The sequence below is a fragment of the Mesorhizobium sp. J8 genome (genome assembly GCF_016591715.1).
In the GTDB taxonomy this organism is placed as follows: Bacteria; Pseudomonadota; Alphaproteobacteria; order Rhizobiales; family Rhizobiaceae; genus Mesorhizobium.
Genome location: NZ_AP024109.1, coordinates 3,088,145 through 3,100,192 on the forward strand (window position 1 = coordinate 3,088,145; position 12,048 = coordinate 3,100,192).

Genomic DNA, 12,048 nt, shown 5'->3' on the forward strand with positions numbered 1-12,048 from the left:
CCGCGCAAGCACGGCTGGGCACATTTGGAGACTACCGTGCGTCAATCCCTTGGATTCAGCTTGGCTTATTTTGCATTTGCTTGTTCTATCGCGGTAGCTTGTGCTGGAACTGCAGCCGCCGGCCCGCACGGCGGAGGGCATGATGGTGGCGGCCATCAGGGTGATCATGGAGGTCATGGCAGCCACGACAACGGCGGCAAAGGCAAGGGCAAAGGATCTGCCGGCGATCCCGGCGATCCCGTCGGCGACAGCGGCAGTCCGGCGTCGAACGATGACGGGATCAGCAGCACTCCAACGGCCTCAATACCGTCAACTCCAGCTGCCATTGTCGACCTGTCCACAAACGGCGGACATTCGCTCGACCTCCCGCCCGCCCTGCAGCCTCTCGAAGACAACACTGTTCTATCAGCAGTCCACCCGATGGAAGCGCTGCCGGGTGTCCCGGATAAGGTCGTTCGCGCCTGTCAGGACGCAATCGAGCAGGCCGCCGCCAAGTTTGGTGCGGCCATTGTGCGCGTCAGCAGCGCAGGTTCCATACGTCGGTTGAGCCAACGCAAGATCTCGGCCCCCATTCAGGTCAGCATCGACTATATGCATCAGGGACGGGTGGAGACGCGTCAGGCGCCGGTCGGGTGCGAATTGAACGCGAAAGGTAGCGTGATCGGTCTGACATAGCGCAGAGCGCGGAACTCTTTGCGAATTCATCCCCCTTTTCCGGCCTCTGTGTGTTGCGAATGGTGCAGGCCAATGACTGGACCTTCACCCTCGTCGCAATCGTTTTGAATTCAATCCGACGTCGGGTGTATTGGCCGGAGGGCAAACGGAAGCGTGATAGTACGCACGCGGACCACCCGCGAGGAGTTGCGACGCTTGCTGCGCGTTGTCGTCTTCTGGCTGATAGCCTTCATCTGACCGGTGCCGGCCGATGCGCGGCCAGAGCGAGGCTGCTGCGGCGGCTCAATTTGCGCGCTGCGGCGCTCAGTCCTGAGCTTGTCATTGTCCGCGCGTTTGGCAGCCAGCTCGCGGGCCAGAGAAATAGTGGCTTCGCGCTGGTTGTCCAGAGCTTCGTTCAGCCTGGCGACCTCTCCTGAAAGTGCTGGGGACGTGCCGCGCTCCAGGCGCGCTTTATTAAGGTCCTCACGGGTCGATGCTGTGGAAGCGCGTTCCCGTGTCAGAGCCTGCGCGGTCTGGGCTGCGGTCTGCTCGGCACGCTCTCTTGCTGACACAGCCCTGGCTCGTTCCTGTTCAGCCGCGTCGCGCTCGAGGCGAGCTTTATTAAGGTCCTCATGGATCGATGCTGCGGAAGCGCGTTCCCGTGTCAGAGCCTGCGCGGTCTGGGTTGCGGTCTGCTCGGCACGCTCTCTTGCTGACACAGCCCTGGCTCGTTCCTGTTCGGCCGCGTCGCGCTCGAGGAGAGCTTTATTAAGGTCCTCATGGATCGATGCTGCGGAAGCGCGTTCTCGTGTCAGAGCCTGCGCCGTCTCGGCTGCGGTCTGCTCCGCACGCTCTTTTGCTTTGACCGCGTTGGCTCGTTCCTGTTCAGCCGCGTCGCGCTCGAGGCGGGCTTTATCGAGGTCCTCGCGGGTCGATGCTGCGGAAGCGCGTTCTCGTGTCAGAGCCTGCGCCGTCTCGGCTGCGGTCTGCTCCGCACGCTCTTTTGCTTTGACCGCGTTGGCTCGTTCCTGTTCAGCCGCGTCGCGCTCGAGGCGGGCTTTATCGAGGTCCTCGCGAGTCGATGCTGCGGAAGCGCGTTCTCTGGCGAGGGTCTGCGCAGTCCCGGTTGCGGTCTGCTCCAACCGTTCTCTCGCTGTGGCTGCACCGGTTCGTTCCCGCTCAGCCTTATCCGCGATCGCGGCCTTGGACAGTTCCATTTCGGCGAGGTCGCCACGAAGGTCCTTCGACTTCCGGCGCTCGTCGTCAAGCGCTCCGTTCACTTGCGCAAGCGAGGCCTTGGCACTGGCACGGTCCTCGGCGGCCGTGGCCTGAAGCTGTGAAATTTGCGCCCGCGCTTGGTATAGGTCGCGCGCTATCAATTCGGTTCGCTGACGCTCCAGATGAGCAGCCGGCAACTGCGTAACGACATAGTTGATGCTCTCGCCCAGCAGCCTGCGAGCGTCTCCCGCAATGCGCTGCAATGCGTCATACGTGCGGGCTGCCACGAGTTCGTTGCGCAAACGCTCCCCGTATGCGTTCTCGGCTGCCGCCATGCTTGTCCTCAGCGCGTCGACCTGCTTGCGCGATTCCAAGAGCGCACTCTGCAGAGAGGCGCTTCTGGCGCGCTCTTCTTCCACAGTTCGGTGCTCCTGGCCGGCCAGATCCCTCGCAGCGGATGCCTGAGCACGAGCAGCCTCGACTTCAGCCTTGGCAGCCGCGAGATCCGGGCCAGGCGATTGGGCATTCGTACGCCCGTCGCCCTGGGCTGGTCCCTCCGTATCCAATGCAGCGCTCGCCGGAACCGCGAAGGATCGCGAAAGATCGGGCTTGGAGGGATTCTGGGCCTGCGAAATGGCGGGGACGCTTTCGACCCAGTTTTGTCTCGTCATCGTATAGCCAAGCGGCACGGCCAGGCAGATCGTGGCGATGCCCAGGCGTGATAAAAGACCGATAGGCCAGCGAACACGGGGAGGTGACGCCGTAGCGATGTTTGTCGGGGAAGCGAAGGGATTGGCCAGGTCGCCTGGCGAACTCTCGCAAGCTTCGGAGATCATCTCGAAATGCTCGGTTCGCACCCCGAACTGACGGTAGTTTGCATCCTGAGGCCGGGCATCCGCATCCGAGGGCACGACAGCCTGGGAAGAACCAGGTCCGGTTGCAAGGTCGACCGGGCGTTCCCAGACCCAAGGAACCTCCTCGAGCGGAACAGGCTTGCATTCCTTCAGGTAGGCATTTGGTTTCGGGCGACTCCGCAGCACTGCGACAAGGGCATGCCTGAGCACAAGAAAGACGCCAGCCAGTACGAGTATCGCAATCGCGCCCGAGATGGCGAGATCTGTGTTATTTGTGTAAATTTCGGCAAGATGATTTGGCATCGTCGTGCCCATGTGGTCTTGGGTGCAACTTAAGTTCGCGAAGCGGTGTTTGGGTCTTCTCCCCGATGCTGGCTAGAGCTGCTGCTGCACTCCAAGCTGTCACCGCTTCGGGCCTCCAGTGCCGCGCGAATGTATTTGTTGCGTTGCGGAGCGCTGTCGTGCGCCGGCAGAAGATGCCGGCGCAGAAGATGTGCGCTCGAACCGAAGCTCGAAGATACCGTGGCCGCCGGTTGTCGCCGCCATCAATGCCCGAAAAGCCGACTCGCACCTCTCCATCGTCAATATCCCAGAAGTTCTCCCGCGGTGCGTTTCCAATCCGCATTTTGGGGAGCCCGGACGGTCCATTCTGAACTCTAAGCTAGGTCACAGACCCCCAGGGTCAACCACATCGGCAGTACTTCCGGCCATGCAGAACGGCCATGGTGATGCCCGCTCTTTTCGCGGGTCTGAGTCTCCGTTCAAACTCGATAGGCGATCCGAATGTCTGCGCATTGGTCGAACAGACGCGTCTCCTGCGTGAAATCGCTGCACGGCGAAGCCGGAGAATCGTACATGGGGACGGCGAAAGAAGCTTGTGGAACCAAGTCGTCCACGGGGCATCCGGTTTGGCTGGGGTTCTTGGAAGCTTTTCGAACTTTCTGGGTCGCGCCTCAGCCCGAATTGCGGGTGCTTATGGACAAAGCCGGACAGTAGATTCGGTCTTCGCGCAAGTGGGGAGGCATCTGTGCGGACGGCAGCTTCGCGCCTATTTCGGGTCGTGGCGGTCCGTCATTGCCATCCCCTGAAAGCGGACACGGCTTCGGAGCCTCGTCATCTCTCCTGCGCCGATTGCGGTAATCGCGCCAGCACATAAAGTCTGGCCACCGACGATTCTCGGCACGGGATGCGGGGGATGATGCGAGAGACCGGCTTCCTAGAAACAGGTAGCGGGCGTAAGCCAGTGCCGCCCTTAAGCCGGCGCTATTTCGCCGCTCCGATCATCCAGCCCTGCCGGCGCGACGACCACATTGTCCAGCGGCGCCGTGAGCGTCCAGCGCAGAAAGCCGGGCTGTCGTTCTAGCGAGGCGCTGCCGGAGAGGCTGGTGGGCACGACCCGCTGCAGCACGACACTACCGAAGCCCAGATGCGGCTCGTCCTCGACTGGCTCCGCGGCCTGCGCCGTGCGCTCTTCCCAGACCAGCTCGAACTGGCTGCGATCCTCGGCGTTCGTGGGCATTCGCCAGCTCACCCGAACCGCGCCGCTGTCTCCTGAAAGCGCGCCGTATTTGGTGGAGTTGGTACCGAGCTCATGCAGCGCCATCCCGATGTTCTGCACGGCGTTGAGGCGCAGGGTCAACTCCGGCCCCGACAGCTCAACACGCTCGTCATGAGCGAAGGGCTTCAGATGCTCACGCACGAGGTCGGACATGCCGGCGCCGTGCCAGTCGTTCACCACTAGAAGATCGTGCGAGCGCGACAACGCCATGATGCGCTCGCGAATCTGATGCTCGAACAGGCGCGCGTCCTTCGCCCGCTTGGCGGTCTCGCGGATCATCGACAGGATGATCGCATACTGGTTCTTGACGCGGTGGTTCACCTCGCGCATCAGCAGCCGGATATGCTGCTCGCTGGCGCGCGTTGCAGTGACGTCAGTGGCCATGCCGAACCATTCCTGGATCGCTCCGTGCTCGTCGAGGATGGGAACGGCGCGCGACAGAGTCCACCCGACGCTCCCGTCGGCGCGCCGCACCCGGTGCTCCAGCTCGAATACAGAGCGCCCGGCTATCGCCCGGCCGATAGCCGCCTCGACGTTGGGTATATCCTCGGGAAAGAGATAGGTCTCGCGCCAGCGAACCGTCCGCCTTTCGGCAGTCGACACGGAACCGTGGCCCTCCAGCTCATGCATCTCCTGCCAGTCCGCGCTCATCCGATAGATCATGTCGGAGCTGGCGTCGACCAGCGCCCGGAACCGCTGCTCGCTCTCGCGCAGTCGCGTCGCTGCGAGCACCCGCGCCGTGGTCTCCGAGACGATGCACAGCACTGCCTCGACCGAGCCGTCTTGCGCCCGCACCGCCGAATAGGAAACGTCGAAATACACCGTCTCGCCCACCCCACCCGAGCGCTCGATGTAGAAAGGCCGGTCCCTGGCCGAGAACGTCTTGCCGGTGGTGAGCACGCCGTTGAGCAGCGGCTCGAGGTCGTCCCACAGCTCCGCCCAGTTCTCCCGCGCCGGCCGGCCGAGCGCCCGCGGATGCTTGTCACCAATGGTCGGTGCGTAGGCGTCGTTGTAAAGCGCAACGAAATCCGGCCCGCAGAAAAGCACGATCTGGGCCTCGGAGGCCAGCATCAGGTCGACCGTGGTGCGCAGGCTCGGCGTCCACCTCTGAGGCGGGCCGAGAGGGCTCGAATTCCACCCGTAGTTGCGGATTAATCCGGCGACCTCGCCATTGCCCGTAGGCCAGGATGTTGAGCTGGAACCGGTCCCCATGGCCGCACTAACGCGCAAAATCGCTAAAGTATCCGTGCTCTGCGACAAAACTCTGTTGGCGGTGGGGGTGGTCGCGCGGCGGGGCCATGCCTCCGCCGGTCGTTCCACCAAGCGATCTCACGGGCCTTGGTAGCAGGGCGCGCGACTATTTCCGGAGTACAATGATCCAACCATTCATCCTGAGCGTACCAGCGACGACCATTTGAGTGCTGGATTCGAAATTTGGGCAATGACGCGGCAGTATAGTCAAGAGAGCCACATGAAGCGCGGACGGTTGCCTTGGTTGTCCAGGGTTGCCATCGCCACGCTTCCGGTGGTTGCCGCCTCAATCCTGGGGCAGTTAGCGACTTATCCCAACCTCGGCTCTTGGTACGCTGGACTTGCCAAGCCATGGTTCAACCCTCCGAATTGGATTTTCGCCCCGGTGTGGACGATCTTGTATGTGTTGATGGCCTGTTCGGTTTGGCGCATCCTGAAAGTCGGGAGGAGGTACGGTGAACGTCGGACCGGGCTGCATCTCTTTTTCACTCAGCTCGCACTGAACGCCTTATGGTCCTGGCTATTTTTTGGGCTCCATAGTCCCTTCGCTGGCTTACTGAACATCTTGCCACAGTGGCTATTGATCATGGGGACGATAATCTGCTTCCGCAAAATCGATCTTGTGGCGGCTATATGTTTGGTGCCGCTGGCTGTGTGGGTTGCGTTTGCGTCCGTACTTAACTTTGAAATCTGGCGACTGAACCTTTGACCGCGAAACAATGTGTTCCTCATATAGTGTGATCTCTCTTTTGCGATCGTCGGACATACGGACCGAATGAGTCAGGCCGTCGTCACGAACCTCTTAACAGAGGATATCAACCCCCGCTGCTAGCGTTCGGCCATCCAAAATTCAGCCTGAACCTGGGACTGGCCATGATTGATCGACTTCGAAAACGAACAGTCCCACGTCGATCATCTCGTTTTTGAAACCGGCCTCGCAATAGGCAAGGTAATATTCCCACATGCGGCGGAAACGGCGGTCGAAACCGAGGGCCAGAACGGCAGCCGAGTTCTGTCGGAAGCGACTGCGCCATTCAGCAAGCGTGCGTGCATAGCTCTCCCCGAAAAATTCTGACGATGCGAGTTTCAAGCCCGCGGCCTGAGCATGCGCAACGATCAGCGCCTTGGTGGGCAGCATGCCGCCCGGAAAGATATAGCGCTGAATGAAGTCTGGGTTCCTGCGATAGCTCTCGAAGCGGCTGTCGTCGATGCTGATCACCTGCAGCACCGCCTTGCCGTCGGGTTTCAGCAATCGCCGCAGCTTGTCGAAATAGGCCGGCCAGTAGTGCTCTCCCACCGCTTCCAGCATCTCGATGGAGACGATGCCGTCGAACGCGCCGCCGCAATCGCGGTAGTCCTGCAGCTCCAACTTGACTTTGTCGCGAACGCCGCTCTTCTCAGCGACGTCCCTGGCACAGGCAAGTTGTTCTGTTGAGAGGGTGATGCCCTTGACGCTGGCGCCCGCCTTGGCGAGCCGCGCAGCAAGCGCACCCCAGCCGCATCCGATCTCAAGGATCTCTGCACCCGCATGCGCCGCGAGCAGCTCGGCGACACGGTCGAGCTTATTCTCCTGCGCCTCTTCCAGCGTATCGGTGTTGGCCCGGTAGAGCGCCGATGAATAGGTCATGCTCGGATCAAGCCACAGGCGGTAGAATTCGTTGCCGAGGTCGTAGTGGAAGGCAATGTTGCGCCGACTGCCGCGACGGCTGTTGGCCCGGAGAAGATGACGTGCGCGGTTCAACAGGCGGACGGGCAGCAGGCCGGTGATGGCATGCTCGATCTCGGCTATGTTGACCGCGGCGAGTTCGAGGAGTGCCGTCAGGTCAGGGCTCGACCAGTCGCAGTCCATGTAAGCCTCGGCAAAGGCGATATCGCCGCCCGCCAGCAGACGTCGCAATGCGCGCCAGCGATAGAGCACGACCGTCGCTTCAGGGCCGGGCCTGCCTGTCTGATGGTCTAGCGTCGCGCCGTTCGGCAAGCGCACGGTGATCTTACCGACCTTTAGGCAGCCGATCAGCCGTTTGAGGACGGGGCCAACGAATATGCCGGACCACGGATCGGCTTTAGCCCTGCTTTCAGTATCCAGCGACATCAGGCTCGGTCTCTCTCGGTATAAGGCAAGGCGACATGGGTGACGGGATGACGAGGTGGGGCAGGGCGCTGTTGGAGCCGTACGCCTTTTGCCCAAAGCAGCAGCGCCTCCCAATGGATGCCGGCGATCACCTTCAGCGTCAGCAGCGGATAGGAGAGGAACGCGCGCATGAGCGCGCCATCGGTTAGGTCACGGCGCTTTCCGGAGAAGCTGGCCACGATCAGCGGCCCTTCGCCATCGCTGCCTGTGATGTGGATGGCGACGCTCTCGCCCGGCAGGCCGATCCGGAAGCGGTAGCCCATTCCCATTGCGATGAAAGGCGAAACGTAGAAGCGTTTGTCGCAACGCTGCCTGACGGTGCCGTCATGAGCCTCGCCGACGGGGATGAGATAGCTGTGGCGCTGGCCGAAGGTGTTGTTGACCTCGTAGAGGATCGCTTGCATGTCGCCGTGCCGGTTGTGACAGAAATAGAGGCTGAGCGGATTGAAGGCGTAGCCGAGCATGCGCGGCATGGAGAGCAACTGGATCGCACCGCCACTCTCGATGCCCGCCGCCTCAAGCTGACGTTCGACGTAGGCCTTCAGCGCTCCGCCGGACCCATCGCCGTGATCCGCATCGGCAAAGCCGAACAGATTGAACCGGTTGTGCGACAACAGGTGAAGCCTCTTGCTCAAAAGCTCGATCTCGTCGAGGTCGAGCAGAAGGAAGAACATGCGATAGGACAGCCGATGGCGCCGCGGCTTCAGCCGCTGGTGCATGACCTTGCCGGCATAGAGGGCTGACCGCAGTTTCGGCATCACGCTGCCGCAAGGTGGTGCCGCGTTGCGGCGTCACTGATGTGGATACGGCCCGATTCATTGGTCACGCTCCAGGGCCGGCGAACCCCGCCCAGCGCCTCGGCAACCGCAAGGCCGGCCTGCAGGCCATCCTCGTGGAAGCCAGCGCCGAAATAGGCGCCGCAGAACCAGGTGTTGCGGCTGCCCTGCAAGGACCACAGCTTCTGCTGTGCACGGATCGCGGCGGCATCGAAGATGGGGTGTTCGTAGATTTCGCGATGCCGCACCATATTGATCTCCGGTTCCACGACGGGATTGAGGGTAACGAAGAGCTGTTCGTCGTCGGGCAGGGATTGCAGCCTATTCATCCAATACGAAACCGATAGCTTTCGGGTTTCGCCTTGGCATTCGGTCAGATAGTTCCAGCTCGACCAGGCGCGCTTGCGGCGTGGCATCAGACGCGGGTCCGCATGCAGCACCGCTTCGTTGCGGCTGTATCCGAAACTGCCGAGCAGCCGCCCTTCCTCGTGGCTTGGATCGGACAGCATGCGCAGCGCCTGGTCGGCATGCGTGGCGACCACGACATGGTCGAAACGCTGCTCGACGCCCTCCATGTCGGTGAGCCAGACCGCATCGCCGCGCCTGGTGATTGAGCGCACGCCGCGCCCGACAAACGCGCGGCCGGCAAGGCTCTTGGCCAGCCGCTGGACATATTTGCGGCTGCCGCCGTCGACCGTGCGCCAGATCGGCCGTCCTGCCAATTTCAACAGGCCATGGTTCTCGCAGAAGCGGATGAAAGCGGCGGCCGGATAGCTGCCTACCTCCAGCGCCGGTGTCGACCATATCGCTGCCGCCATCGGATAGAGGTGATCTTCGCGAAATGCCGCGCTATAACCCTTGGCGTCGAGATATTCTGTCAGGCTGACCTCGCCGATGCGTGCGATGTCGTGGGGCGCCTCGCGATAAAAGCGCAGCAGCTCTTTCAGCATTTGCCAGAAGCGCAGCCGGCCGACATTGGACGGTTGCGCGAGCAGCCCGCCAAGCCCGCTTCCTGAATATTCCAGGCGGCCGCCATCCAGTGAGACGGCAAAGGACATGTCGGAGGCCTTGCTGCGCACGCCGAGATGATCGAACAAAGCCGTCAGGTTGGGGTAGGTGACTTCGTTGTAGACGATGAAGCCGGTATCGACGGGTGTGCCTCCGGCATGGACGGTGTTGCTGTGACCGCCGAGACGTCGATCCACCTCGAACAGCGAGACCCTGTGGCGGGTCGAAAGCAGCCATGCCGCGGACAGCCCGGAAATGCCGCTACCGACGACCGCAATGTCCATCGGCTTGTCCGCTTCCAAATGCATGCGATCGGCCCTCAGATTCGCTATGGAAGGGTTCGCCTTCCTCCCCTAATTTCGATTTCTACGCAGCGGTGCGTGTTGTGGATCACCGTCTTCGGCAGCCGTTGCGCGGCTTGTGATCCGAAAAAGGTTGCCGCGCGTAAAAGGACGCATGAATGCATCGGGACATTTTTTCATTGCCGACAAAGCCATTCTCGCCTTCGATCCTGCGAAGACCGGATTGGCGATGACCGTGCGCGCGGATCAAGAACTTCTGTCGCCGCTGGAAGCGAGCCGTTTGCTGATGGCAGTTGCGGCAAAGCGCGACCGCGCAGCCTTCGCGGTTTTGTTCGCCTTCTATGCGCCGCGGCTTAAGGCCTTCCTCAGGCGCAGCGGAATGACGGCGTCTGTCGCCGAGGACGTCGCGCAAGAGACCATGCTGTTGGTCTGGAAGAAGGCGTCCTACTTCGATCCTGCGCGTGCGGGGGCGTCTACCTGGATATTCACCATCGCCCGAAATGCGCGGATCGACCGGCTGCGCCGTGACGGCAGGTCCGCGGCGATTACTGAGGCTTTCGACCGCTCCGACGAACCGGATGAGCCGGTTTCGGGCGAGCAGATGATAATCGCGGCCGAACGGGAAGAGCGGGTGCGAACCGCAATTGCACTGCTGCCGCCCGAGCAGGCCGACGTCCTGAAGAAATCGTTCTTCGGCGAGGAAACCCAATCTGAGATTGCGGATGCGGTCGGCATCCCGCTCGGTACTGTCAAATCGCGCGTCAGGTTGGCTCTGGGCCGCCTGCGCCAAATCCTGGACGACCTCAAATGATCAAGCATCATCCAAGTGATGAGACGCTGTTCCGCTACGCCAATGGCTCGCTGGAACCTGGCCCGCAGATCGTGGTGGCGGTCCATGTTGGTGGCTGCGAAACCTGCTCCTCTCGCATAGGCGAGTACGAAGCCGTGGGCGGATCGTGGCTGCATGACATCGAGCCGGAACCCGTGGAAACCGGGGCCCTCGATCGCGTGATGGGGGCGATCGACGCCAACGTGGCTGGTCGTGGCGCAGCGGCGCCGAGGCAGAGGTTGCCGCGGGCAGATATCGGCATCCGTTTGCCCCAGGTGCTGGACGATTGTGGGATCGGCCCATGGCGCTGGATCGGACCTGGCGTGCGCTGGAGCCGCGTGACGCTGCCCGAAGATGACAGGGCCAACGTCATGCTCCTGAAGGTTACTGCCGGTCGCCGGCTCCCGGAACACACCCATGTTGGCTTGGAATACACCCATGTGCTCAAAGGGGCTTTCCACGATGCGCGCGGCCGCTACGGCCCTGGGGATCTCGACGAGGCCGACGATCAGGTCCAGCACCAGCCGATCGTGGACAAGGACGGCGAATGCATCTGCATTGCCGCGGTCGAGGGCCACACGAAGCTGCGTGGCTTCTTTGGCAGGCTGATCCAGCCGCTGTTCGGCGGTTGAACGTCATAGATGGGCATCGTCGCAGCCATCGTCGTTGCCGCCGTCGGTCTTGCCTTGACCATGGCTATGGCGTGGCTGATCGCGATCCGCACCGGCCGGTCTGGTTGGGTCGACGCGATCTGGTCGTTCGCGGTCGGAATCTTCGGCGCCTATGCGGCGCTCTTCGCCACCGCTGAAGCCGACAATGAGTGGCGTCAATGGCTTGTCGCCACCTTGGCGCTGGCTTGGTCGCTCCGGCTTGGTCTCCATATTGCGATGCGCACCATTGGCGACGGCCGTGACGACCCGCGTTATGGTCAACTCAGGCAGCAGTGGGGTGCCGCCTTTGCATCCCGGCTGTTCTGGTTTCTCCAGATTCAGGCGGCGGCTGCCTTCCTGCTGGTGATGGCAATCATGGCCGCGGCCCACAACCCGGCACCGGAACTTGGTTTCAGCGACCTGACTGGCATTGTGATCATACTGGTGGCTGTCGGCGGCGAGGCGCTCGCTGATCGTCAACTGAAGGCCTTTCGCACCGATCGGGCTAACAAGGGGAAGGTCTGCGATATCGGCCTGTGGGGCCTGTCCAGGCATCCGAACTACTTCTTCGAATGGCTGGGCTGGATCGCTTACGCCGCAATCGCGGTCGGTACCCAGCCAGTCAATCCCTGGGGCTTTGCCGCGCTTGCCGGGCCGGTGCTGATGTACTGGCTGCTGGTCCATGTCTCGGGCATCCCGCCGCTCGAAGCGCATATGTTGCGCTCGCGCGGCGATCAGTTCCGGCGCTACCAGGCGCGCGTCAACGCCTTCTGGCCGGGCGCGCCGAAAGCGGCACCTATCAAGGCAGGGAGATGAC

Annotated in this window: 10 protein-coding genes; 5 read left to right on the top strand and 5 right to left on the bottom strand. The window is 62.1% G+C overall.

Annotated features, from left to right (window positions below):
* The first annotated feature begins 36 nt into the window (after positions 1-36).
* Positions 37-675 carry a hypothetical protein gene (locus MJ8_RS14590; RefSeq protein WP_201415015.1) on the top strand — a complete coding sequence of 213 codons (639 nt, stop codon included), beginning with the start codon at positions 37-39 and terminating at the stop codon, positions 673-675.
* A 110-nt stretch (positions 676-785) separates the two neighbouring features.
* Here MJ8_RS14590 and MJ8_RS32310 read toward each other — a convergent pair whose 3' ends face one another.
* Both MJ8_RS32310 and MJ8_RS14600 read right to left on the bottom strand, forming a co-directional pair.
* On the bottom strand, positions 786-3,041 hold the full coding sequence (locus tag MJ8_RS32310) for a hypothetical protein (protein WP_225248260.1): 2,256 nt from the start codon (positions 3,039-3,041) through the stop codon (positions 786-788).
* A gap of 937 nt (positions 3,042-3,978) precedes the next feature.
* Complete coding sequence (locus MJ8_RS14600) at positions 3,979-5,355, bottom strand: HWE histidine kinase domain-containing protein (protein ID WP_201415016.1); 1,377 nt, start codon at positions 5,353-5,355, stop codon at positions 3,979-3,981.
* A gap of 400 nt (positions 5,356-5,755) precedes the next feature.
* Here MJ8_RS14600 and MJ8_RS14605 point away from each other — a divergent pair, with 400 nt between their 5' ends.
* Positions 5,756-6,244 (top strand): TspO/MBR family protein, encoded by a 489-nt coding sequence (locus tag MJ8_RS14605; RefSeq protein ID WP_201415017.1) that lies wholly within the window; start codon positions 5,756-5,758, stop codon positions 6,242-6,244.
* Positions 6,245-6,385: 141 nt separating this feature from the next.
* Here MJ8_RS14605 and MJ8_RS14610 read toward each other — a convergent pair whose 3' ends face one another.
* From MJ8_RS14610 to MJ8_RS14620, 3 genes are read right to left on the bottom strand one after another with little or no spacing between them, the layout of a single operon-like run.
* Entirely contained in the window at positions 6,386-7,627 is a 1,242-nt protein-coding gene (locus MJ8_RS14610; protein WP_201415018.1) for an SAM-dependent methyltransferase, read from the bottom strand.
* Positions 7,627-8,427: a DUF1365 domain-containing protein gene (locus MJ8_RS14615; RefSeq protein ID WP_412177102.1), complete on the bottom strand. Its 801-nt coding sequence runs from the start codon at positions 8,425-8,427 to the stop codon at positions 7,627-7,629. Before MJ8_RS14615 ends, MJ8_RS14610 begins: the two co-directional genes overlap by 1 nt.
* Positions 8,424-9,758: an NAD(P)/FAD-dependent oxidoreductase gene (locus tag MJ8_RS14620; RefSeq protein ID WP_201415020.1), complete on the bottom strand. Its 1,335-nt coding sequence runs from the start codon at positions 9,756-9,758 to the stop codon at positions 8,424-8,426. Before MJ8_RS14620 ends, MJ8_RS14615 begins: the two co-directional genes overlap by 4 nt.
* Before the next feature lie 148 nt (positions 9,759-9,906).
* Here MJ8_RS14620 and MJ8_RS14625 point away from each other — a divergent pair, with 148 nt between their 5' ends.
* Genes MJ8_RS14625 through MJ8_RS14635 form a run of 3 tightly spaced genes read left to right on the top strand, consistent with a single transcriptional unit; the run spans position 9,907 to position 12,047 of the window.
* Positions 9,907-10,563 (top strand): sigma-70 family RNA polymerase sigma factor, encoded by a 657-nt coding sequence (locus MJ8_RS14625; protein WP_201415021.1) that lies wholly within the window; start codon positions 9,907-9,909, stop codon positions 10,561-10,563.
* The gene (locus MJ8_RS14630) at positions 10,560-11,213 is read left to right on the top strand and encodes a ChrR family anti-sigma-E factor (protein WP_201415022.1); all 654 of its coding nucleotides are present in this window, start codon (positions 10,560-10,562) and stop codon (positions 11,211-11,213) included. The genes MJ8_RS14625 and MJ8_RS14630 overlap by 4 nt, the downstream gene beginning before the upstream one ends.
* Positions 11,214-11,222: 9 nt before the next feature.
* Positions 11,223-12,047 carry a DUF1295 domain-containing protein gene (locus tag MJ8_RS14635; protein ID WP_201415023.1) on the top strand — a complete coding sequence of 275 codons (825 nt, stop codon included), beginning with the start codon at positions 11,223-11,225 and terminating at the stop codon, positions 12,045-12,047.
* Position 12,048: the final 1 nt, after the last annotated feature.